The 24,268-nt window shown below is 39.1% G+C and carries 15 protein-coding genes, 2 pseudogenes and 1 other annotated feature; of the genes and pseudogenes, 10 read left to right on the top strand and 7 right to left on the bottom strand.

Features of this window, described 5'->3' with window-relative positions; genetic code table 11:
• Positions 1-213: 213 nt before the first annotated feature.
• Positions 214-1,470, bottom strand: coding sequence for an acyl-CoA dehydrogenase family protein (locus G8D99_RS06470; RefSeq protein ID WP_166323707.1), 1,257 nt, complete (start codon positions 1,468-1,470; stop codon positions 214-216).
• Positions 1,471-1,482: 12 nt separating this feature from the next.
• Positions 1,483-2,730, bottom strand: a complete 1,248-nt coding sequence (locus G8D99_RS06465) for an SfnB family sulfur acquisition oxidoreductase (protein ID WP_166323706.1) — start codon at positions 2,728-2,730, stop codon at positions 1,483-1,485.
• Between the two features lie 236 nt (positions 2,731-2,966).
• On the opposite strand from G8D99_RS06465, the gene G8D99_RS06460 reads away from it, so the two are divergent.
• From G8D99_RS06460 to G8D99_RS06445, 4 genes are all read left to right on the top strand, one after another.
• Positions 2,967-3,998 carry a methionine ABC transporter ATP-binding protein gene (locus G8D99_RS06460; RefSeq protein WP_166323705.1) on the top strand — a complete coding sequence of 344 codons (1,032 nt, stop codon included), beginning with the start codon at positions 2,967-2,969 and terminating at the stop codon, positions 3,996-3,998.
• Positions 3,999-4,010: 12 nt separating this feature from the next.
• On the top strand, positions 4,011-4,697 hold the full coding sequence (locus G8D99_RS06455) for a methionine ABC transporter permease (protein WP_166323704.1): 687 nt from the start codon (positions 4,011-4,013) through the stop codon (positions 4,695-4,697).
• Between the two features lie 20 nt (positions 4,698-4,717).
• Positions 4,718-5,602, top strand: a complete 885-nt coding sequence (locus G8D99_RS06450; protein ID WP_166323703.1) for a MetQ/NlpA family ABC transporter substrate-binding protein — start codon at positions 4,718-4,720, stop codon at positions 5,600-5,602.
• Between the two features lie 613 nt (positions 5,603-6,215).
• Positions 6,216-7,619, top strand: a complete 1,404-nt coding sequence (locus G8D99_RS06445) for an LLM class flavin-dependent oxidoreductase (protein ID WP_166323702.1) — start codon at positions 6,216-6,218, stop codon at positions 7,617-7,619.
• A gap of 328 nt (positions 7,620-7,947) precedes the next feature.
• On the opposite strand, the gene G8D99_RS06440 is transcribed toward G8D99_RS06445, so the two are convergent.
• From G8D99_RS06440 to G8D99_RS06430, 3 genes are read right to left on the bottom strand one after another with little or no spacing between them, the layout of a single operon-like run.
• Entirely contained in the window at positions 7,948-13,422 is a 5,475-nt protein-coding gene (locus G8D99_RS06440) for an FtsK/SpoIIIE domain-containing protein (RefSeq protein WP_166323701.1), read from the bottom strand.
• A 10-nt stretch (positions 13,423-13,432) separates the two neighbouring features.
• Positions 13,433-14,923 (bottom strand): hypothetical protein, encoded by a 1,491-nt coding sequence (locus tag G8D99_RS06435; RefSeq protein ID WP_166323700.1) that lies wholly within the window; start codon positions 14,921-14,923, stop codon positions 13,433-13,435.
• Positions 14,920-16,785, bottom strand: coding sequence for a DEAD/DEAH box helicase family protein (locus tag G8D99_RS06430; protein ID WP_166323699.1), 1,866 nt, complete (start codon positions 16,783-16,785; stop codon positions 14,920-14,922). The genes G8D99_RS06435 and G8D99_RS06430 overlap by 4 nt, the downstream gene beginning before the upstream one ends.
• Positions 16,786-16,902: 117 nt before the next feature.
• Between G8D99_RS06430 and G8D99_RS06425 the strand changes: the two genes are divergently transcribed.
• The 5 genes and pseudogenes from G8D99_RS06425 to G8D99_RS06405 all read left to right on the top strand — a co-directional run bounded on the left by G8D99_RS06425 (position 16,903) and on the right by G8D99_RS06405 (position 21,478).
• The gene (locus G8D99_RS06425) at positions 16,903-18,075 is read left to right on the top strand and encodes a cysteine desulfurase family protein (RefSeq protein WP_264821738.1); all 1,173 of its coding nucleotides are present in this window, start codon (positions 16,903-16,905) and stop codon (positions 18,073-18,075) included.
• A 17-nt stretch (positions 18,076-18,092) separates the two neighbouring features.
• Positions 18,093-18,368: a phospholipase D-like domain-containing protein gene (locus tag G8D99_RS06420; RefSeq protein WP_166323698.1), complete on the top strand. Its 276-nt coding sequence runs from the start codon at positions 18,093-18,095 to the stop codon at positions 18,366-18,368.
• An 85-nt stretch (positions 18,369-18,453) separates the two neighbouring features.
• Positions 18,454-19,373: pseudogene (locus G8D99_RS06415) on the top strand (IS3-like element ISAcsp5 family transposase); the annotation flags it as partial.
• Between the two features lie 69 nt (positions 19,374-19,442).
• A protein-coding gene (locus G8D99_RS06410) for an IS3 family transposase (RefSeq protein WP_104505755.1) occupies positions 19,443-20,518 on the top strand; the annotation gives its coding sequence in 2 pieces (ribosomal slippage) (positions 19,443-19,695 and positions 19,695-20,518; 1,077 coding nt in all).
• Positions 20,519-20,710: 192 nt separating this feature from the next.
• Complete coding sequence (locus G8D99_RS06405; RefSeq protein ID WP_166323696.1) at positions 20,711-21,478, top strand: hypothetical protein; 768 nt, start codon at positions 20,711-20,713, stop codon at positions 21,476-21,478.
• Positions 21,479-21,621: 143 nt separating this feature from the next.
• On the opposite strand, the gene G8D99_RS06400 is transcribed toward G8D99_RS06405, so the two are convergent.
• Positions 21,622-22,841 (bottom strand): IS3 family transposase gene (locus tag G8D99_RS06400; protein WP_166323496.1). Its coding sequence is split into 2 segments (ribosomal slippage): positions 21,622-22,565 and positions 22,565-22,841, totalling 1,221 coding nucleotides; the frame shifts between segments, so codons are not numbered across the junction.
• Positions 22,450-22,566 (bottom strand) — a sequence feature (AL1L pseudoknot). Its footprint overlaps the gene before it by 117 nt.
• Positions 22,842-22,890: 49 nt before the next feature.
• A pseudogene (locus G8D99_RS06395) lies at positions 22,891-23,417 on the bottom strand (IS3-like element ISAcsp5 family transposase); the annotation flags it as partial.
• A gap of 282 nt (positions 23,418-23,699) precedes the next feature.
• Between G8D99_RS06395 and G8D99_RS06390 the strand changes: the two are divergent.
• Positions 23,700-24,137 (top strand): hypothetical protein, encoded by a 438-nt coding sequence (locus tag G8D99_RS06390; RefSeq protein WP_166323694.1) that lies wholly within the window; start codon positions 23,700-23,702, stop codon positions 24,135-24,137.
• Positions 24,138-24,268: the final 131 nt, after the last annotated feature.

Raw genomic sequence — 24,268 nt, 5'->3', positions numbered from 1 at the left:
GTGAGTGTTTTTTCTATTGTAGCTCATCTTCTTAATTTAGCTATATCAATATATTCACCTCAAAATATCAGCAATTTATTTAATCTTTTAGAATTTATATATATTTATAAAACACGAAATAAAATAAGCAGTCATTATAAATTTTAAATATATCCATAGAATTAAAACCGCAATCGTGCGGTTTTAATTCTAAAAATAGATACTGCATCCGTTTTAAGCCGCGATCTCCTGCTGCTTAGCTGCCGGGCTGTTTCCAATTTGCCACACATAAGGCAATGGCGCCTTATTGATCTCCCAATCGCCAATGACTTTTTGCTTATAGATCAGCGGATTATGTGAGGACACCACACGCGCATTGCGCCAGAAACGGTCCAGCTGCTTCTCGGTTGTACTTGCAGATGCGCCGAGCGCATTGAACAATTCAGTCGTCAAATTCAGAACCAGTTCAGATATCACCACCTGCCCCTGAGAAGATTCCAGCTCAGCAAGGTCATTGGCTTTCTGATCCAGCGCAGCATCATTTTGAAAATGACTAAGGTAAGCCCTATCCAATGCTTCTGCTGACCGCAGCGCAATAGATTCGCTAGCATAAGCTTGCGCAGATGCTTTACCGATCACTTGCAGAATTTGAGCATCGTCGCGCACCAGCTCTGCATTGCCGTGACTGTAAATACGTGTGCGCTTGCGAACTTCGTTACTGAAAGCTGTAACAGCGCTTTGCGCAATACCTGCCAGCGTCGCCAAATGCACCACCTGATAGAACGCGGTTTGATATTTAAAGCGCTGATCAAACGGCAAAATATAGTCACGGGTGACAGGAACATGCTCAATCACCAGCGTACCGCTGCCTGTGGTTTTCTGGCCAAAGCCATGCCAGTCATCACTGATTTTAATGCCGGATGAATGCGTTGAAACCGCAGCGATTACATGCTGATTGGTGGTTTCATCCAGCGCGAACAAGTCAATCCAGTCCGCAAAAATGGTGCCCGTTGAATAATATTTACGCCCATTGACTTCAAGCTGGCCTTGAGCATTTTCCGTCACACGGGTCACGACATCGCCAATTTCCACTTTACCGATTTCCGTCCATGCGTTGCCGACCAGATCGCCTTCGACAAAACGCTGAAACCATAGGCTTTGATCTTCGGTTTTATGCGCATTCAAACGGTCTTCAACGAAAGCGAAATGCCCGCGCAATGCCTGCACGATGTTAGAATCCGCTTTGGCCAGCTCAATCAGCAGCTGAAACAGCTGTTTTTGTGATACCCCGTCACCGCCGAAAGCTGAAGGCACACGCACTGCGCCAAAGCCAGCCTGTTTCAGCCATTGAATCGGTTCACGCGGCAGTTCACGGTTTTTTTCACGTTGAAGCGCGCCTTCAGCAATGCGCTGGAATACCGGACGGAATTTGCCGGCCACCTGTTCATAATTGGCGCCAAGCGATAAATTCTGTTTATTTTGAATGGTCATAATCTTTCCCTCTCAGCTCCACGCATGGCGCGGCAGCGGTATATCATTTAAGTAGTAATTGCCAACTAAATTCAGTTTCCAGCGCACAGGATCATGCAGCGTATGGGTACGCGCATTGCGCCAGTGCCGGTCTAAATTCAGCTCAGAAAGTGTCGAACGCGTGCCGGACAGTTCAAACAGCTTGTTGGCAGCCAGCAGCGCAATTTCAGTGGTCAGCACCTTGGATTCTGCCGTGAGCAGCGTCGCTTCCGAGACTGTTTCTTCTGTGGCATGTTCTACAGCGCGGTCGATCGCCTCAGCCGCCAAATCCAGCACAGCTTCAGCCGCGCGGAGCTTGATTTTCAGCTCACCGATATTGGAAATGGTGTAAGGGTCTTGTGATGCCTGCTCCAAACCTGAATCAATCCATGGACGCGCATGCTGGCGCACATAATCAATGGTTTCCTGAATTGCGCCGCGCGCAATGCCTGCATCAACGGCAGACTGAATAAACTGGGAAATTGCGCCTGCCGCTGTTGGACGTTCAAAGGCCTGATGAATCGGCACGATATATTTCAGATCGACCTTCACATTATCTAAAAGCACTGAACCGCTGACTGTAGTGCGCTGACCAAATCCGCTCCAGTCATTAATGATGGTCAGTCCAGGCGTATGCTGCGGGACTAAAGCGGCATAAGGCTTGCCGTCATTCACTGCAACGACGGGCACCCAGTGCGCCAGCAGCGCGCCGGTGGCAAAAAACTTTTGGCCATTAATCACAGCATGATCCGATTCAAACTCAATCACAGTGGTTAAATCCGCCACGGTTTTCGAGCCTTTTTCTGAAAATGCATTGCCGAAACGCTTGCCCTGCAGCACCTGATCAAAGAAAAATTCCTGTTGCTGCGGCGATGCATCCAAACGGATATGTTCTAAAAATGCCCAATGGTTCTGCGCAATCTGACCCAAAGAAGAATCTGCACTGGAAATAATTTTGACCACTTCCGCCAATGTCCTATAGCTGACACCAGCACCGCCAAATGCTTTTGGAATGGTAATGCCCCATAAGCCGGAAGCTGAATATTGCTCTATTTCTTTTAAAGGTAAACGACGCTCATAATCACGTGCTGATGCTTCCTTTGCAAATTCATGCGCTAATTGTTGTGCTATTTGAATGGCTTCTTCATCTGACCGTATCACATGAGCCAAAGGATCATGCTGATAAAAATCCCGCGGGATATTCTGCGCATCTTTCAATTTTATTTCGATTTTCGAAGTCATTATAAAATGCTCTCTTGTTTGTTATAAATCTACGCTAGCATCATTTTCCGCAGTTTTTTATACATTAATCCGACAACGAAATCGTTTTATTTAAAATAGTTTTAATTAAATCTGATTAACTATTTATTTATTTATATATGCCTTTAATTGCATATAAAATGCAGAAATTTATATTTAATAAACATATTAAATTCAGATTAAATTTCAGCTCATGTTAAAGCTGAAGTTTTTGCACAATGTATGAAATTCGAAATCTTTATAAAAGCTATCCGCTGAAAAACGGCGGCCAAGCGCAGGTGCTGAAAGATATCAATCTCAGCATTGCAAAAGGCAAAATTACCGCTATTGTCGGCCCCAGCGGCTCAGGAAAATCCACACTCTCAAAATGCTTAAGCCTGCTAGAACATCCAAGCTCCGGCGAGCTGATTTTAGACGGCACAGTACTGAATACACTGAATGCTGAAGCGCTCCGACAGCAGCGCCAGAAAATCGGACTGATTTTCCAGTCTTCAGCGCTGCTCAAGCGCCGCACAGCTGCTGAAAATATTGCGCTTCCTCTGGAATTCCTCGGCGTAGTGGATCATCAAATTCAAGAACGGGTGGCTTACCTGCTGGAAAACGTCAAACTCTCTGACCGCGCGAATCATTACCCTGCACAGCTTTCCGGCGGACAGCAGCAGCGTGTCGGCATTGCACGCGCTCTAGCGCTTCAGCCCAGCATTGTCATTGCAGATGAAGCCACTTCCGGTCTAGATCCGGATTCAACGCAATCTATTTTAAAACTGCTGACTGAACTGCGTGATGAACTTGGGCTGTCGGTAATTTTAATTACCCATGAAATGGATGTGGTGCGTCAGATTGCTGACGATGTTGCCATGCTCTCTCACGGTGAAATTGCTGAGCAAGGCAGCGTGCTGGATTTGATCTTAAATCCTGAATCAACGATTGGATCAAAAATTCTGCCTTTGCATATTCCTTCCTCATTGCCAGCCGACCACACTGTATTTTCCGCAACATATTCCTCAGCGAAAAATACGCCGCTGAATTGGCTCAGCCAGTTAAGCATTCAAACCGGTTATGGCTTGGATGTACACGCTTCAACGGTAGAAGTGATCAGTCATGCCACGGTTGGAAAGCTTATTTTCAGCCTGCCTGATGCGGTCTACTGTCAGCACAAGACACAGCTTGAACGTCAGCTGGTGAGCTGGAATGTACAGTACAGCATCATTCAATCTGCTCATCCCTGCCCGCAGCATGCAGCGGCCTAAGGAATAAATCCCATGTCTAAAGATATCATACTTGATCAAAATACGCCTTGGGCGGAAATCCCTGACATGCTGCTGCCTGCCTATTTGGAAACATGGATTATGGTCGGCATCGTCATGACGCTGGTGATTATTATTGGCAGCATTACTGGCATCGCCTTATTCAACAGTTCTGACCGGGGCTTATTCGAAAACCGCAAGCTTTACGGGACGTTAAGCTCGATTGTCAATGTCGGGCGTTCATTACCCTTTCTGGTACTGATGGCGGCCATTATTCCTTTGACCAAATGGCTGACTGGCACAACCATCGGCATTGCCGCAGCCGTCGTACCCATGACGATCGCAGGCATTCCTTTCTTTGCCCGCTTGGTTGAAAACGCGCTGAATGAACTGCCGCCTGAAATCACCTCAGTCGGGCGCGTATCCGGCGGCACCTCCCTTCAGATTATTCATCAGGTACAGCTGAAAGAGTCGCTGCCAAGCCTGATTTCAGCGGCCACGCTGAATTTGATCGCCATGATTGAATACTCTGCGATTGCAGGCACCATCGGCGCTGGCGGCATTGGCTATTTGGCCGTGCTTTATGGCTATCAGCGCTTTGACCATCACATCATGATCGCCACAATCGTCACACTGATCGTGACCATTCAAGCGGTGCAGTTTATCGGCAACCGCATCAGCGCTTCATTGAAACATGCTTAATTCAACATACGGACCTTGTTATGACTTCCCCGCAGCATCCCTTTGAACTGAAGAAAAAATCCAAACTGCCTTTAATCATTGGCGCCATCATTGTCATTGCAGTCATCGCTGGATTTGCATTGTTCAAGCAAACGTCTTCTGATCCTTCCTCGGCAGCAAGCAATGTGCTGAAAGTTCATTATGAACCAACCATGATCGGAGAAAAAAGCCTGATCGAATATGCCAGCCAGCATATCGCGCCTGATTACGGCGTCACACTGGAAGCGGTGGGCGTACAAGATCCAGTTCAAGCCAACCGCGCAGTCAATGACGGTGAATTTGCCGGCACCATCTATCAGCACCAATGGTGGCTGAAACAAGTGGCTGACGCCAACGGCTTTAAACTGCTGCCGACAGCTGAAGTCTTCCAATGGGCATTCGGCATTTATTCAGACCGCTATAAAAATATTAATGAACTGCCGCAAAATGCTGTATTTGCGATTCCAAGCGATTTAGCCAACCAAGGCCAAGCGCTGTGGCTGCTGCAGCGTGAAGGCTTGATTAAACTGAATCCTGCGATTGAACCGCGTACAGCGAAGATAAAAGACATTAAGGAAAATCCACACCAATATAAATTTACCGAAATTGACCTGCTGTCTATGGCGCGCACGCTGGACTCTGTGGATGCTGCAATTGGCTATGTCGCGCAGTTCGATGCCGGAAAAATCCCGCGCAGCAAAGGCATTCTGTTCCCGGCAGCACCGCGTACTTTCGACAGCCGCCTAGTTATTGCTGAGGCGAAAAAAGATGATCCGCAAATTGTGAAACTGCAAAAGATCTTTGCTGATCCGCGCATTGCTGAATATCTGAAAACAACCGATGATCTGAACGTCAAAGGCATCTTAACGCCAGTATCTCAAGACTGATCTGCTTTTAGACAAAATATAGGGAACCGTTTGAGTTCCCTTTATTTTTTGTATTCACTGAAATAAATAGCAGCTGCAGCGAATGCATAGAGAGGAAAATAAGATAAATGTACGGCTAGAAAATTGATTACATAAAGCCGCATCTAAAGAATTTACCCTTATTCGCCTAACATCAATCTGAAGTGAAATTCCGGCAAACAAAGAATAATAAAAGTAAAATAAACAGCATCACGCCCTTTGAATTGGCTTGAGCATTTTCTTCTTGGGCATGCTGTTCCCTTCGTACTCGCACTGATTATGAATTAAATTTAAAAACTTAATGATGCAGCTGTGGCCTTATTTCAAATGCGATGAATACCAATGCTGCTCAAGACCGCATAAAAGCCTGACATTAAAAGCGCTAACGATTGTCTTGATATTTTACATATGCAGCATCCATCCAGCCTCTCAGGCGCAGCCATTAAGAAAATATTTAAGTTATTATTTTACATAAGCAAATCTATTATTTTCATTTAAAACATATCTGCTAAAGATTGAGTTTTTTATTATTAAAAGTATTAAGGTTTTTTTCTTAAGATGAAGTCAGTATTAAATGCAGATGTAAAGCGACGATATGACTAAGCAAATTAGATTTAACGCCTTTGAAATGAATTGTATCGCTCACCAGTCTCCGGGCTTGTGGCGCCATCCTGAAGACCGTTCAACAGAATACAAAGACTTAGAATATTGGACAGATCTTGCCAAGATCCTTGAACTCGGAAAATTTGACGGCGTATTCATTGCCGATGTACTGGGCATCTATGATGTTTATCACGGCTCAGCAGAACACGCCCTGACTGGCGCTGTGCAAGTGCCTGTCAATGACCCGCTGCAAATCGTGCCGGCAATGGCCGCTGTGACTAAGCATTTAGGCTTTGGTGTCACAACCTCTATCTCTTTTGAGCACCCTTATCCATTTGCCCGCCGCATGAGCACGCTGGATCATTTGACCAAAGGCCGCGCCGGCTGGAATATTGTGACTTCTTATTTGGAAAGCGGTTCTAAAAATCTGGGCTTAAAAACTCAAGTCAGCCACGACAACCGCTATGACATCGCGGATGAATATCTTGAAGTGCTCTACAAGCTTTGGGAAGGTTCATGGGAAGATGATGCAGTGGTACGCGATAAGCATAAAGGCGTATTCGCAGATCACACTAAAGTCCATCCAATCAATCATGATGGCCAATACTTTACTGTGCCGGGCATCCACATTTGTGAACCGTCGCCGCAGCGTACGCCTGTTCTGTATCAAGCAGGCGCTTCTGCACGCGGCCAAAAATTTGCCAGCCAAAATGCTGAATGCGTATTTATCTCTGCGCCGACTCAGGTTGCAGTGAAAAAATTGGCAGACGGCGTGCGCAGCAATCTGGTCAAAGAAGGCAAAGACCCGAATTCTGTGCTGATCTACACCATGCTGGCGATTGTCGTCGATGAAACAGATGAAAAAGCGCAGGCGAAATTCCGTGAATATCAGCAGTACGGCAGCTATGACGGCGGTTTAACATTAGCTTCCGGCTGGTCAGGCGTTGACTTCTCGCAATTCAAGCCTACTGATCAAGTAGAATATATCCAAACCAATGCAATTCAGTCGATGCTGCAGTCTTATGTCGAAGCTGATCCAAACAAAGTCTGGACGATTGAGGAAATCGCCAATTGGACCAGTGTTGGCGGCAACGGTCCTGTAATTGTCGGCTCACCGTCCACTGTCGCTGACCGCCTTCAGGAATGGATTGAAAATACCGGCATTGACGGCTTTAACTTGGCCTACATTTTGGCGCACAAGAGCTTTGAGGATATCGTGGAATATGTTGTTCCTGAACTGCAGCGCCGCGGTGTGTATCAAACTGAGTATGCCGAAGGCACACTGCGTGAGAAACTGTTTGGACAAGGACCGTTGTTACCTAACACTCATAGAGGAGCTAGCTTCCGTTATAAACCTCAAGAGAATAAAATAGAATTTGAATCAAAAATAGCTTAATTATTAAATCCAAAGTTACCTATAGCGATCTTTCAGTTTCTCAAATTTTTTGATATGAACTGAAAGAAGCTATTGAAAGAGTAATAACTTAAGTGAATAATAGTTTCCTTTAAAAAACTTGTGATTAAGATATATTTTTTATACCTCTAAATAAACTAAAGGTTACTACCATAATCTTTAGCTCTACTAGACTAGCTGTTTAAAACAATTATCTCAATTTAAGTTGCTTTTTATGCTAGTCTACAATTTCTTGATAATCAAAATAGACACTGGCCTGGTAATCCTCCCATAAAGAAGAGGACTTAATGCCCTCTTCTTTTACTAACTACTAACAAGTAATTTCTTTGTTTTCAAGACTAGATAAGTGTTGGGGAGTACCATTATCTCTGACTATCGTTTCTACGATTTGATTTATCTCATCATCAGAAACAAAGGGTACCTGAGCATATATCAAATCCCCATTTAATTTAGCGGCTAGATGTCCTTTACCTAATAATCTCTCAGCCCCTGGACGATCAAGGGCAATCTTGGAAGTCGCCTCACTAGCAACTTTTAAGATTAGGCGATTACCCAAATTTTCTCGTAGTTGCATTGGCATAACATCCTTATCTGGTCTTTGTGCAGCAAATATTAAGTGGATACCTGCTGCTCGAGCTTTCACACCCAATCTCTGAACAGCCGAACCTACGTCCGCTTTGTAAGTATCATCAAACATCCAATCAGCAAATTCATCATGTACTAGAAACACCATAGGTAGCCTATCACTTTCAGCAACTTTTGAATTATAAGTTGCTAAATCTCTTGCTCTAGCTTGAGCAAATAACTGATAGCGATTTTCCATTTCATCAACTAAATTTGCAAGAACTTCAGTTGCTCTCTCTTTAGTTGTAATAATTCGTTCACGCATATGTGGTAAATCTTCTAAAGCTGCATAATCGACCCCCATTTTAGGATCGATAAGAATAATCTGAGCTAAATCTTTAGAATTTGTTGCTGCTATATCAAGAAGTAATACTTGTAGTAATACTGATTTACCACTTCCTGTAGCACCAGCTACTAGAGTATGTGGCTCATGTCCAGGTAATCCTGAAAAATCTCCACCTAAATTCAAATATAGTAACTCGCCATTAAGCTCTTGTATTCCTATTACAAAAGAAACGTTAATCCCAGCTTTATTACGATTTATTAAACGACGTTGCCATAAATCCCATATTGAAACAGCTTGTCGTATATCGCTTGAAATTGTTACAACAATTTCACCAGGTTTAGGTTGTACAGTTATAATATTTATAGCGTGTGTGGTTAACAATTGAGTTCGCTTAGCTTCAATATCCTCAACTCGTAAACGATCTGAGCCAGCTAAACGAACTAGACATCCGTTTGGAGTGATTCTTGTTCCTAGTAGATTTACTTGGAAACCCCATCCATTTAAAGCTTTTCTTAAATCTTTAGTAATTTTTTCTGCCCATTCTTCTTTAGATGCATCTTTCTGATTTTGTGAAGAATTATTTGAATGAATTAACTCAGCTAAATTAGATTTAGCTATATCTGTTCGAACTAAATCAATCGTAGATTCACTGATCTTAGATGTTTCACCTAATATTTGGTCAGATAAATGAATAACCTCTTCAGAATTTACATCATTAAACTCTATCTGTATCTGATCACTTTTTTCTGGAACTTGTGTTTCTTCTAAAGTGTTTGGTAATGCATCTTTAGGTCCAAAACCATGTAATTCATCAACCTGTGATGTCCAATTCACTTGAGGAGCAGGCTTATTAAGAATGATATTTTTCCATGGCTCTGTTATACCTAATACGGATCTAACATATAAAGAATCTTCTTGTTTAGCATATGCTTCGACTAGAGCACGAAGCTCCTTCCGATCAAATACTTCCTGCCATGCTTGGAAAATATTTGAGCTATCGATTTCTAACTGTTCTGACAGAGAATTAGTAGCTGATACATCATTACTGTGAACGAACACATGAGAGTACCCTCGTAAAGAGATATTAACTATTCCTTCACGAATCGCTATTCGTGCTCTTTCAAGTAAATCAGTTTGGCCAATTCCTACATCAGCATCTACAAGTAGATCAGAAATACGTGATAACCAGACGTCTCTATCTAATCGACTCGGGTCTCCAAATAAAGCATCTCTAAAAGATGTTAATGTCGCCATCAACTGTGCTTTTGATGAGCGTCTTGCATCTGCGACGCCTTCATATGAGACATATTTAGATTCAACAATTGCAATGTGCAAATGAATTTCATCATCACAATCAATTATAGACAGAGCAAGTAAATCAGCGATTCGACTTTCTTTTTGAGATAACCAAGATGCATAGTCATCTAGTAAGAAATAGACACTAATTGCGTCACGATTATTATTTAAATGTTCAAATTCATTAGAGATTAAATAACGACTCAGTACTAACCCTAACATTTCACCAGCAGATATACCACGGCGTGCAGCACGCAATACAATCTGTCCAGAAATAGATAAAGCATCTTTTTTAATTAGTTTAGTAAGATCGTTCAATTCCGATTGATTGAAAGATAATGATAGAGCTTCTAAACGACGATACGTAAGTCCATTTAATAATCTTAAATCAGCAGTAGAGCTAACAATCATATTACGACCATTCGTTGAATTTCTACGATATCGAACAACTGTAATATTTTGATTTTGCAATTGTTTTTTATCTAAAAGTTCATCATATGTGGCAACCCATTCTGCTTGCTGATGGGCATCATCCATTATTTCAGCTAAACGTTGATGCTGTAATGAAATCTGACGAGCCGGAAGCAAGCGGTCATGTTTATTAATTGCATCTTTTTTCGCGAGAGCAGCTACTGCAGCCAAATAGCTCCAACCGGTTTCAGTCTGCCATGGGCAAGTTAGAAAACTGGTTGATTTAAGCTCACCATCTTTTGCTACACGCCTATAAGACCAGCGTGAGGGAGCGTGTTCTAAATTCTGACGATTCTCACTCCAAGGAGCAGGAATCCATTCTATTGTAGCAGTCCTTGCTACAACATCATGTAAAAAAGCGATATCAAATGGCTTGGATCCTAAAAGAGAATTGCTGTCCACTCCTGCAGATTTAGAGACACCTATCCTTAATTTAGAAATAAAATTATCAGATATTTCACTTACGAGTGGTAAATCTTCATCTTCTGCAGCTCTATTCACTAATTCTGCATAAATAGAAGCTAAATGTCTTGGTTCTGTATGTCGAACCATGACATTACATTTCATCTCAGCTTGTTCCGTTTCATACAGATTAGAGAGTTCTTTAACCACAGCTAATGGTAAGTCTGCTGCATCAGAGTTATACAATAAAATATTTAAATTGCGAATTTTATGAGGTTGCAACCCTATATAGCGTTCTATAAGCTCATTAATTTGTTTAGCTGCTATTTGCGGGGAAGTATCACTAAGTGTCTGCCCCGAATTCATAGGAGTTTCTAGAAGGCTATAGCCATTCACTGTACTAGTAACTGTAACTAGCTCGGGCTCCGCAACATTTTTCTTTTGAAGTATCGCTACTTCTGGATAGAAAGGATGTTTAAGTTCATCAAAAAACTCTTTAAAGAAAATATTTCTATCACCAAATTTAATACTATCAGCTGTCAATAAATGGGTTAGCAACGCAGTTGTTCGTTTAGTTTTAACAGCTAATGCCTTTAAACGTTCAGGGTGCCAAGGTGGAATTATTAAAGTAGATTGCTCTCCTGAGACTATAACGGTTCCAATAGACATTACCTTGGATACAAGTTTTTCCCGGCTAACATCGTTACATGCATAAGTTAATAGCGTATCTAATAATTCAGCATATGCATCGGCTTGATCAAATATACTTGGTTGATTTAATCCATGTTGTTTAAAATTTTGAAGTGCAAAAGGATAAACTTTTTCAAATTTTTCCCAGCTTTCTTTTATCTTCCTATACGCTACGTCATTTATAAATCCATCTTTAAATAACTCTTCAAGAGATTGTTTAATTTGATGACGTTGACTTTTTAATTTACTAGCTGATGGGATAAGAGAGCCTGGATCATTTGAAAATGTAGCTTCTAAACTACCAACATTTTCAAGAGAAACACTTTGCACTCCCCCTTTTTTGCTCACTATTTTCCGACTGACTTGTGTACAAGCAATCCCCCCTTTCTCAAGTATTCGCCCTAAGTCATCAGCAAGAGCAAGCCCAATAGAATTAGCTGAGTAATTCCATATCAGTTGATTTTTCTTCAAAATAACTTCTTGATTACTTGATTGACGTTCAACTAGTGCAACTTCAAATTTAATTTGCAATGCAGCTCGTGATAGAGATTTTATTGATTTAAATTTCTTTCCTAGACGTTCTTTTTGTTTATTTAAGAAAGCTTCATAATCAAATAAGATATCTGGTAATTGAGTTTTTTGATTTGGAATTTCCCAAATAATTCTGGATCCCATCGCCTTATATAAACCACGATACATTACACAAAAGAATGTCACTGCATCATGATTAAACTGATCAAGCCAAGCTTTTCTCCCCTTGTTGACTGAGATTTTTAAGTAACGCTCACCATTAAAATCTTCTGATCCAGCAAGTAATTGATAAGTTGCGAAAACTAATCCCTCTAAAAAGTCCTGACACTCTATAGCCTGCCCAAAGATGACTTTTTCCCAACGTGCTAATAATTTTGTATCTTGCTCTAAGAAATAACGATGTAGATCAAAGAAAATTTTATCTTCATCAATCCATTCGCCTCTTTTTTCTCGTGTTTTTAACTCAGTTAAGTGATTGCACCACTCTTCAGTTAAAGCATCATCTGGGTCACAAATATCTGAGAAAAATTGCAAAGTAGATTCAGCTAAACCACTTTGTTTTTCTTTCGGCCGGTCAAAAATAAGATAAACTTTATCTTGTTCCCATTCTAATTCTGCGAGTGCTTGAATAGCTTCAACATCATTAATAGACCCCTTTATAAATCGTTGCAAAACAGGAATAATGTCTTCATCTATATCTTCCAAATTATCATTCAGACGATTTTCCATTTCTGCAGGATCTAACGGTTGACCATTTGCTTTTTGATACTTTAATAAGGGATATCGATGCGTCGCTAATTTATCAAAGGCATTTTTCCAAGGACGATTAGCATGTGAAAATGCTTTAGCATTACTAAAAAAGTAAGTATCTCGAGGCAACCCTATACTTGGTAGAGCCCATCCGATTGCCTGTCTTATCGCTAATCCATGAATATTATTTGCCTCAATAATACTAAGACAAAAATTAGCAATTTGTACCAATGAAAGCTCAATAGAATCAATCAGTGCTTCTAGTGCTTTTGCAAAAGTTTTTTCATCATCTGGAGTAAGGACTAAATTCCCTAATTGACAACATGCTTGAACCCACGGATCACTATTTGCCTTTAACTCTTTCGCACTGACGATAGTAATATGCGCAAGAGTATCTCCAATGTCATTTCTAGAGCTTGCTGTTATTAATATCTGTTTTTCAATACTCTGATTTCGAACACTAGCAGCATTATCATCAATCAATACTTCATTTGGTAATACTTCATCTCCAATTAAAGCTCTTGGAATTTTAAGTGAAATATACTGTTCTAAAGATGGCCTCGACAATATTTCCTTTACAATTGTAGCAATTTGGCCTGCCGTTAATTGGTCTAGTCTAAATAACGCAGTTTCAATATTTAATGGTTCGTTTGTTAGCTGAGAATCATTTATTTGCTGCAGGTAATTTTCAAAATATACAGCACCAACCCATCCAATAATTTTATTTTCTTTCATATTCATTTCCTTAAATATTAAATGGGTTCTCTACAAAAGCACATCCATCAGACAATTGCCTAACTAAACCTAAACTCATTAAACGTTCAGCTAGATATTCACTATTTTTACTGAAAGCTTCCTGATCCACTTGATTACTAGTAATAAGCTCTTGAGCTTGTGCCTCACCAACCACTAAACCATACCTATTTTTAATTACTTCTAAGAAATCATCAAAAGGCATGCGTTTATCAACTACTGTAATAACAAGCGATTTCAAAAAATGATCATTAGGCGCATAACGCATTCTTCTAGATAAGCGACGAGAACTTAAACCAATAGCCTTAGACCAAGCTGAGTGGACTTTTGCTAAATGTTGCTTATGTCTGAGTTGAGCTTTATCAATTAACTTTTCAATAAGTGAATCAGCTGACCAGTCTGAACTTTCTTCATCTTCACTTGGCCATTTAAATTGCTTCTGCATTAAACGTATATATTCTGACTCAGGATAAAGTTGTGAAGATGCGGACATCCACTCTTCATTTTGCTGAATATTTTCAATTTCTGCAGCAATGGAGCGTATAGACAAATTCTGATTATGTTGATAATCATCCGCAGAAATTGCTCTTATTTTAGTTCGATTTTTAGAAATGATTTCACAGACTAATCTTATAGGCTTTTCTTCAGATAAAACTTCTTTCGAGCGCTCAAGAAAATACAACAACATGTTCAAACCAGCTGAAAACATTAAGTATGAAATTGCATCATAGGAGGGAATATCTTGCTTTAGGATATGAATCCAATCACGGCAGAGCTGATCGAAACGATCATGTTTAAGGATTGGTAATTGCAAACTACTAATCTCTTTAGCTAGTTTTGCCTCTTGTCTATCACCTTGAATAGCTTTCACTAATCGATTTAGAGATAGATCAGATTCTAAAAGACGTTTGACTAACAGCTCTCCCAATTCATTTTTATTCTCAGCACGACAAAGCATTAAATACAAAATCTCACCTGTTCGTGCAAAAAATCGTCTATCATTCGTTTCAGATTTATCAATGCGCAAATCTTCATATAAGGCATCAGGCCCGAATGGGAAGACAAATTTTGAACTCCATCTTTTATTACTATTTATCTCAAAAGACGAAGATCGCAACAATTCAACAACACGTGCAAAATCATCAAATGAACTAAAGACCTCTTTCAAATAAGTCATATCTTCTTCTGCATATGCACCTTTTTGATATTCCTCAAACCATTCTTGCCATTTTTTTTCGTCAGACCTATTAGAAGATGCGATTATATTTATATATGGATTATTAAATAATACACCGCGCAATCGAAGCTGACGCTGCGGCTTATAAATTACTTTATCATCTACTTCATTTAATGGATCATCTCGATGTGAAGCTAATATTCCTAGAAATTCTAATAAGATTAAATGAGGTAACTGCTCATCATATAAACGATGTCCCCAAATTTTTTCATCAACAACAAAATCAACATCTTCTAGGAATTTCATTTATCTAATCTCACTGATATATGTTTAGAACCATGACTAAACCCATCATTCACAAATTTTAAAGACAGCGTATTAATGTTATAAGCTATGTAGCTATCACCAAACTCGAGTTGTATTTGCTCAACTCTTCGTAAGAGTTTTGACTTTAAAGCTAATAGATCTTCCAAACACTCACTAGAAAAACTATTAGGTAAGATTCCATTGGCAACTCTCGCCAGAAATTCGAATCTAATTGGTGTTAACTCAAAAGGAACACCATCCTTATCATCTTCCATATGGAAATCAATTAATGGCCTATTATTATGATTCAATCTGATCAGCATCCCCTCTGTGTTTCTTCTTGTAGGACGCGCTGGTATTTCTTCTTTAGTTAGTACGCTTACTTTTGATTCTGTAAAGCCTCCAGATGTTGCAACTATAATATTTTCTACTTCTTCCACTAAAATTCCCGTCATAATACGATTAATACCCAATGTAATTAATTGACGTATATCCTCAGGAATGGGCTGATTATTTTTGAGATTTTTAATAAGATCTAAATAAGAAGCAGCATATTTGTATGCACTTAGATTCCAAAAATAGTTTTTACCTAAACCACTATCAGGCAATGTAAAGAACAATCGACGGCGTTGGCTTTCTAACAACTGAATAAGCTTTTGATTAATATTATCTTTTTGGTATTCATCACCTTCTAAATAAGCTTCTTGGGCTTTTTTAAAATATGCTGAACCACCATACTGTTTATCATTTTCGATAAGGTCTTCATAGATTGGAGATAATTCACTATCGTAGCGACCATAAATTAATAACCCATCAATTTCATTTGTTGTTTCTTCACCTATTTGAAAAGAAGATAAAGCTTTAAAAACAGGGCGTTCTCCTACTCTCTGATTAGGTAAATTTTTTGCCATGATATTGTCATACAAACTTCCCTTAGAAAATGTTCCATCATTTAGTATTTTCTCAATATCATCACAACGCATCAGTCCATCTTTAACCTCAGCATGACCAAGCAAAATATTTGCACATAAAGCAAGTACATCACGAACAGGTAAATGCGAGCCATTTAACCTAGCAATATCAATTAAATCGGATAAACGTGAGCGTAACTGTTCAGATTCGAATGTTGCACCAAGTAAGCGTTGACGATTTTCACTGATTGGGCAGCCTTTCCCACTACTTTGAAAATAACAATTTGAACATTTTTCCCATTCAGGATGGGTAATTAATATATCTAGCACATCAGTTAATGACTTACGATGAGTACTACGGCTTAAGTCAAATACATGTAACCTTGAAAGCCCTTCACCAGTTTGCAGAAAAACTTGCTCTAAAGTTTCTCGTATTGGGTGGGTAGAAAATTCTTTGTATGATCGTTTTCGTAAACGTTCTAAAATTTGCCCATGATTGGCAGCAATTACTAGAATATGTTTATTGTCGTTTTCTAAAACGGATCTCTCTAATAGTTCAAGAACAAATTTTCCATCTTGTTCATTTAATTCACTTAAATCTTTTACAAAATATATTTTTTTATCATTATTAATATTTAAACTTTTAATTGCTGCGTGTGAATCATTCCACTCAGAAGGATCTCCTCCTATTGCTTCCCATAATGCACGACAGTGATAAGTTTTCCCATCTCCAGCTGTTCCTGCAATGATAATAGATCCGCCGCCCTCTGCATGTACTGCTTCTAAAATATTAGGTAGCAATGGGATAGGTAATTCTATTGGATCAATTTTAGCTAGACGCGCTGCTTTCGTAACATGTTCATCAAACATAACTGCATTATTTGGAGTCGGACCGTAACTACGCAAATAACGTATCCATCTCGCAGATGGCTTATATTGTAATTCTGACATAAATTGCCCCTCAGTTATATCTGATAAGTATATAAATTTATTATAACAATTAACTAATTGTACTAAACTAATTGTTTTTTTTGAACAAACATTATATTGATAAGAATTTTCGAATTTATGAGTAAGAATATTTGCTTAAATCTAAAAAAAAAGAGATGCTTGAAATATCTGTTTTTTATTAGATCAAAGATGATTTATTTAGATTTCGCAGCATCTACGCCACTTCTACCATCTGTTAAAAAAGAATTATTTCGAGCATTTGAAGAAGAATACTCAAACCCATCTTCTGCTCACAAATTAGGTCGTTCTTCAGCAGAAAAAATAGAGAATGTGAGAGAAAAAATTGCAGATTCGATCGGATCCTATAAAAGTGAAATCATCTTCACAAGTGGAGCTTCCGAGTCTAACAATTTAGCAATCAAAGGATATGTACTAGCTAATCAAAAGAAAGGTAAACATATCATTACTTCTTCTATAGAACATAAATGTATCCTTTCCATTTGCACTTTCTTAGAAAAAGAACACGGTTATGAAGTTAGTTATATTTCTCCAAAAAATGATGGAGTTATTGATGCAGAGGATGTAATTAAAGCGATCAGGCCAGATACAGTTCTTATTAGCATTATGCATGTTAATAATGAACTCGGAACTATTCAACCTATCGAAAAGATTGGAAAAGTTTGTTTTGAAAAAGACATCAAATTCCATGTTGATGCAGCTCAGTCCTATAAGAAAATTGCTATTGATGTTGACGAGCTCAACATTGATTTCCTTTCTATTTCATCACACAAAATTTATGGTCCTAAAGGAATTGGTGCACTTTATATTAGAGACTTACGAGAAACTAAAATTCAAGCAGTTATTCATGGAGCTGGTCAAGAATACGGTTTAAGAGGTGGTACTTTGGCTACACCATTAATTTTAGGTTTTGGAACTGCTGTACAAGACCAAACTATTGAAAATAGTTTTGAAAAAGTGAGTAAAATAAACTCCTTAGTAAGATTAAGGGTTTCCGAAATTGGCGGAGCATTAAATACTCCAACTGAAAATCATATACCTCATATCTTAAATATCCGCTTACCAAAGTTTGATGCCTCACTTTTTGTAGGAAATTCAGACTTTTTATGTTCCCAAGGTTCTGCCTGTTCTTCAATAACAATTGAAATGTCTCATGTACTTATGGAAATTGGTTTAAGTACTACCGACGCACTCTCGAGTTTAAGATTAAGTCTTGATCATCAAGTTTCACCCAATATAATTGATAAATTATTAATTAATTTAAGTAAATAAAAATATCAAGGAATGATATGCAAAGCGAAAATACAAGCTCTTTAGTGCACTCAGTTGTAAATACCTTTACAAGTGATATAGATGATGTGTTTTTTAATCCTGCACTAAGAAATGCTATTAGCTATGATTGTATGATTGGTTATTTCAACAGCTCCTCATTTCAAATTATTGCTAAATCTTTACTAATTTTTTTAAAGTCTAATTTAGATACTAAAATGCGCTTTATAGTAAGCCCTAACCTTAGTAAAGATGACCTTCAAATTATCTTAAAATGGTACAAAGATCCTAAATGATGTGGTTCTAGGATTTTAGACCACGCCTATAAGTGATAATCTACTCCCCAATAAGCATGGGAAATGCTTGTTTTTGGAGTCAACCATGACACGAAGAAAACGTCGTAATCATTCAGCAGAGTTTAAAGTTAAAGTTGCTCTCGCAGCAATTAAAGGCGACCACACACTCGCTGAACTTTCTACTCAATTCGATTTACATCAAAACCAAATCATCGATTGGAAAAATCAACTGCTTGAGCAATCAGTCAATATTTTTTCACGACCAACAGCACAACAAGAACCAGAGATTGACCTCAAAGCTCTACATGCCAAGATAGGACATCAGGCATTGCAAATTGATTTTTTAGAAGGTGCGCTCAGAAAAATAGGGCAGCTGAGCGGCAAAAAATGATCGATAAGACCCATCAACTTTCGGTACGACAACAATCGCAATTGATTCAAATCAATCGCAGTACGTTGTATTACAAGCCCAAAGAGATTTCATCAACTGATTTGAGTTGGATGCGTCTAATCGATGAAATTCATCTCGACTACCCATTTATGGGCAGTCGAATGATACGAGATATGCTACAGCGTCAAGGACATCAAATAGGTCGGCGTAAAGTCCGACGTTTAATGCGCTTGATGGGAATACATGCCTTGTATCCAAAACCCAATACCAGTAAGCCTAATCTTGCACACCGTATTTTCCCATATCTGTTGAAAAACATGGTCATCGATCACTCTAATCAAGTCTGGTGTACAGATATCACGTACATTCCTATGGCTAAAGGCTTTGTCTATCTGTGTGCAATTATAGATTGGCATAGTCGTAAAGTACTGGCTCATCGAGTATCGATCAGTATGGAAACAGACTTTTGCATAGATGCGTTGCAAGAAGCAATTGTGAAATATGGTTGTCCAGAGGTGTTTAATACAGACCAAGGCAGTCAATTCACAAGCGAGGCATTTTTGAATGAGTTAAAATTGCGAAATATCCGTATCAGTATGGATGGGAAAGGACGGTAATCCCCCCTAAAAATAAAAGGATCTAAAAGTAGAATTTTCTCTTAAGATACAAGCAGGAGATTCTGCATGAAAACATCGAAATTTACTGACAGTCAGATCATGTCCATCTTGAAGCAGGCGGAATCTGGCACACCTGTAGCCGCCCTTTGTCGTGAACACGGCATGAGTAATGCCACGTTTTATAAATGGCGTGCCAAATATGGCGGTATGGATACCTCATTGATGGCTCGACTGAAAGAGCTGGAAGCAGAAAATACCAGACTTAAAAAGATGTATGCGGAAGAACGATTAAAGGCAGAGATCATCCAGGAAGCGATGGTAAAAAAGTGGTGAAGCCATCTTGCCGGCGTAAGATGGCACATCAGGTAGTTGCCCAGCATGCCATTAGTATTCGTTTGGCTTGTAAAGCATTTGGCATTAGTGAAACCTGCTACCGCTATCAAGCCAAACTCAGCGATGACAATGCATTAATTGCTGAACAGCTCATTGAACTCACTGAAGAAAATACAGATTGGGGATTTGGTCTGTGCTTCTCATATTTACGACATGTTGAGAATCACTGCTGGAATCACAAGCGGGTTTATCGCATTTACTGTGAGTTGGCACTGAATCTGCGTATTAAGCCAAGAAGAAGACTAAAAAGACATGCACCAGAACCACTAAAGGAACCAATCCGAGAAAATCAAGTTTGGTCATTAGATTTTATGCATGATCAGCTTTCCGATGGTCGAAAGTATCGGCTATTGAATGTAATTGATGATTACCGCCGCGAAGGCCTAGCCATTGAAGCAGGATTCTCATTGCCCACAATCAGGGTTATTCGTACGTTGAATCAGCTATTGGAATGGCGAGAAAAACCGTTAGTTATTCGGTGTGACAATGGCCCGGAGTTTATCAGTCATGAATTTGTACGTTGGGCTACTGAGCACGGCATTCGTATTGAATATATTCAACCGGGTAAGCCACAACAGAATGCATATATTGAACGTTATAATCGGACCATACGTTATAGCTGGCTGAGTAAACATTTATTTGATACTTTGGATGAAGTACAAGATTATGCAACGAGTTGGCTGTGGCATTACAACCATGAAAGACCACATCAAGCAAACAAAGGAAAGCCACCTCTAATGGCTGCTTAACCTCTACTTTTAACTTCGGTTATTTATGGGAGGATTACCGGCCATAATCATATTCAACATATTAGAAAGATTATTCAAGATAGCCAAGATTCTGATAGAAAAACTGAGCTTGCAACTAGCTTACATTTCCAAGTAGTTAGTACCAACCCTAGTATTGCTAGTGATACTTGGAATAGTGTTTATAACGATAGGATGCATCAATATACTTGCTGTCTAAAGTCTTTTGCTGACAATCAATCAAAAATTAACGAAAAAAATGAACTGATAAATGGTATTAATGATGATTCTTTACAACTATATCGCTCGATATTCAAACAACACGATAATAATTTTATAGATGCCTCAAATGAATTAAGTCGTAAACAAGCATTACTGGAAAATTCAGAAATAAAAATTAAAGAACTTAATGAAGACAGAGAAAAAGTTCAAAAGAAACTAGGTAAAAATGATAAAAATACTAATCGGGTTTTATTATCTGAAACACTTAAGAATGGTTTTAAAAATATTTTAGATAAATTACAACATGAAGAAATACAGCGTGTTAGTAGTGAAATGAATAGGATTTTCTTAGAAATGATTGGTTCCTCACCTAATGAAAATGACTTTTCCTCAATTACAAAAGCAGCCTTAAGTACAGATTATGAAATCATGGTATACGGTATAAATGGCATTAGAATTGATCCAGACCAAGATCTAAATGGCGCATCTCGACGGGCAATCACATTAGCATTTATTCTTGCACTGACTAAGGTTTCAGAAGTTGAAGCTCCAAATGTAATTGATACTCCTTTAGGTATGATGTCAGGATATGTAAAGCAGTCTGTATTGAAACAGATGATTAAAGACGGTAGTCAAATCATCCTTTTTCTAACTCATGATGAGATTCATGGTGTAGAGAAAATAATAGACAATTATGCGGATAGAATTTTTACATTAACTAACCCGGCTCACTATCCGTAAGCGTCCGCTGAGCCCCACTTTTCCTGACTCATTAATACCGCGATAGTGTCCACTAAAATTTAAGTGGACACCTATTTATGGATTTAAAGACAGTTATAGACACTGTGAACCGTACCGGGTTTGTCGGAGACTTTTTATTTAAGTTAGGCCACCTGACCTAACGGGTTAATCTTATCATAGTAGATTACTTCAAAATCAAAAGGTGATACATAACCCAGTGCACTATGTACACGTTCTTTATTGAACCAATCTACCCAATTTAGTGTCGCAAGTTGTACATCCGCTAAACCTTGCCAATCTGCTTTTAAATATTCAATCACCTCTGTTTTGTATAAGCCATTCATCGTTTCAGCCAAAGCATTATCGTATGAATCACCGGTCGTACCGACTGATGCTCGTAAATTTGCTGCTTCTAAACGATTGGTATAACGAATGGAAAGATATTGCACGCCTCTGTCACTATGATGAATCACGTTCTTTGGCATGCCTCGATCATGCAATGCTTGCTCCAGTGCATCGAGCACCATGTCTGTATTCATACGTGTTGATACTTTCCATCCAACAATTGCTCGTGAGAACACATCAATAATAAAGGCGGTATAGACCCAGCCTGAATTTGTTTGAATATACGTGAAGTCAGCGACCCACAGCTGGTCAGGCTGATCAGCACTAAAATTGCGTTTCACCAAGTCATCTGCTCGTTTTTGATCATCCCGGCTACGGGTCGTTTGTTTATTCTTACCTCGCCAAACACCTTGTATACCTAGCTTTTGCATCAATCGAGCAACTGTACAGCGCGCAATAATATAGCCTTCACGTTTCAGTTTTTGCCAAACTTTACGTACACCATATCGACCTGAACTTTCCTTCCAAATTCGTTTAATTTGTTCAGCATGATGCAAGTCATGTAAATCTCGTTTCGCTCGATGTTCTGGATTGTCCGCGAGGTCTAAAGTTCGGTAATAGGTTGAAGGTGCGATAGGTAAAATTCTACAAATCGCCTCGACTCCGTACAGCTCTTTATTATTATGGATAAAATCCACCATTATTTGTGTGGGCGGTCGAGCTCCGCCTGGGCGAAAAAAGCGGCTGCTTTGCGTAGAATTTCATTGGCTCGTTGCAGTTCTTTATTTTCGCGTTCAAGTTGTTTAATGCGTTCTTGGTCTGAAAGCTGCTGTACTTTGATTGGATTCTGTTGATTCAAATACTTCTGATGCCAGGAACGTAGTGTTTCAGGAGTACAGCCAATCTTAGGTGCAATTGCTGTGATTGCAGCCCAAGTAGAAGGATAATCTTTTTCAGATTCAATCAATAATTGAACCGCTCTTTCTCTGATTTCAGGGGTATATTTTGGTTTTGTCATTGGGACATTCTCTCAAGAAAGTTGGTCTCCGACAAACCCGGTACGGTTCACGTCGGACTTTACGCCGACCTATTTGATGTCCTTGACGCTGTAGCATATCTCGTATCATTCGACTGCCCATAAATGGGTAGTCGAGATGAATTTCATCGATTAGACGCATCCAACTCAAATCAGTTGATGAAATCTCTTTGGGCTTGTAATACAACGTACTGCGATTGATTTGAATCAATTGCGATTGTTGTCGTACCGAAAGTTGATGGGTCTTATCGATCATTTTTTGCCGCTCAGCTGCCCTATTTTTCTGAGCGCACCTTCTAAAAAATCAATTTGCAATGCCTGATGTCCTATCTTGGCATGTAGAGCTTTGAGGTCAATCTCTGGTTCTTGTTGTGCTGTTGGTCGTGAAAAAATATTGACTGATTGCTCAAGCAGTTGATTTTTCCAATCGATGATTTGGTTTTGATGTAAATCGAATTGAGTAGAAAGTTCAGCGAGTGTGTGGTCGCCTTTAATTGCTGCGAGAGCAACTTTAACTTTAAACTCTGCTGAATGATTACGACGTTTTCTTCGTGTCATGGTTGACTCCAAAAACAAGCATTTCCCATGCTTATTGGGGAGTAGATTATCACTTATAGGCGTGGTCTAAAATCCTAGAACCACATCAGAATTACTGCCACACCGCTGGAAATCCGACCAAAATTAAAAAATAGGCATGGGATTCAGCGGACGCTTACCACTATCCTTTAATGCTAGCTAATAAACCTGAAATTTCAGACACAAGAATTTTAAGATGTGAATGTAATCACAAGCAGTCTTGTGATATATGTCAACGCATTGATTACCAAGAGGCTATCTAAAATGTCAATTTACAATCCTTTTAGTAACTACCAAATTGCTATACCTAAACAATATGCTGAAGAAGTTAAAAAGTTCTGTAAACAATCTGAACCTAGAGCTCAAGGAGAATTTACTCCTTTTAATCGACAAGTAGACCTTTGGTATTTTGCCTTTATTTATGCTGTAAAAACAAACATTAAACCACAACACTTTAGTACAAATGATGTAAGCAATATTACAGCTGCAAGTATATTAGAAGATTATCATGTCAAACATATGCAAATGGTATATTTAGCCGATAACCAGGATATTGAAAAATTAGATGAAGCCCGTGAAATGTTTAATTATGTTTCTGCTTTAGCAAATGCAGGAATACCGCATGTTTTACAAATTCTTAATGATATAGAAGAAGGAAAACCTCTATTTAATCTATTAGATACCATTGAAGAACATTCTTAGAAAATGGCCATGATCTGAATGTTAATAAATTTAGATATTCTCATTCATAACCTCCTTTTTGGATATTAAGAAAAATTCTACTTTTAGAGGATTACCACCAACTTTAAAAGAATAACTCGCCTAAAAGCGAG

Origin of the sequence: Acinetobacter lanii (assembly GCF_011578285.1) — a bacterium.
Classification (GTDB): Bacteria; Pseudomonadota; Gammaproteobacteria; order Pseudomonadales; family Moraxellaceae; genus Acinetobacter; species Acinetobacter lanii.
This window is presented reverse-complemented; position numbering and strand designations above follow the sequence as displayed.

What these genes read in the sequence shown, in the direction of transcription:
- G8D99_RS06430 (WP_166323699.1), bottom strand. Translation starts at nt 16,785, where the DNA reads ATGTCAGAATTACAATATAAGCCATCTGCGAGATGGATACGTTATTTG.
- G8D99_RS06470 (WP_166323707.1), bottom strand. Translation starts at nt 1,470, where the DNA reads ATGACCATTCAAAATAAACAGAATTTATCGCTTGGCGCCAATTATGAA.
- G8D99_RS06455 (WP_166323704.1), top strand. Translation starts at nt 4,011, where the DNA reads ATGTCTAAAGATATCATACTTGATCAAAATACGCCTTGGGCGGAAATC.
- G8D99_RS06425 (WP_264821738.1), top strand. Translation starts at nt 16,903, where the DNA reads ATGAGTAAGAATATTTGCTTAAATCTAAAAAAAAAGAGATGCTTGAAA.
- G8D99_RS06420 (WP_166323698.1), top strand. Translation starts at nt 18,093, where the DNA reads ATGCAAAGCGAAAATACAAGCTCTTTAGTGCACTCAGTTGTAAATACC.
- G8D99_RS06405 (WP_166323696.1), top strand. Translation starts at nt 20,711, where the DNA reads ATGCATCAATATACTTGCTGTCTAAAGTCTTTTGCTGACAATCAATCA.
- G8D99_RS06445 (WP_166323702.1), top strand. Translation starts at nt 6,216, where the DNA reads ATGACTAAGCAAATTAGATTTAACGCCTTTGAAATGAATTGTATCGCT.
- G8D99_RS06460 (WP_166323705.1), top strand. Translation starts at nt 2,967, where the DNA reads ATGTATGAAATTCGAAATCTTTATAAAAGCTATCCGCTGAAAAACGGC.
- G8D99_RS06440 (WP_166323701.1), bottom strand. Translation starts at nt 13,422, where the DNA reads ATGAAAGAAAATAAAATTATTGGATGGGTTGGTGCTGTATATTTTGAA.
- G8D99_RS06390 (WP_166323694.1), top strand. Translation starts at nt 23,700, where the DNA reads ATGTCAATTTACAATCCTTTTAGTAACTACCAAATTGCTATACCTAAA.
- G8D99_RS06450 (WP_166323703.1), top strand. Translation starts at nt 4,718, where the DNA reads ATGACTTCCCCGCAGCATCCCTTTGAACTGAAGAAAAAATCCAAACTG.
- G8D99_RS06465 (WP_166323706.1), bottom strand. Translation starts at nt 2,730, where the DNA reads ATGACTTCGAAAATCGAAATAAAATTGAAAGATGCGCAGAATATCCCG.
- G8D99_RS06435 (WP_166323700.1), bottom strand. Translation starts at nt 14,923, where the DNA reads ATGAAATTCCTAGAAGATGTTGATTTTGTTGTTGATGAAAAAATTTGG.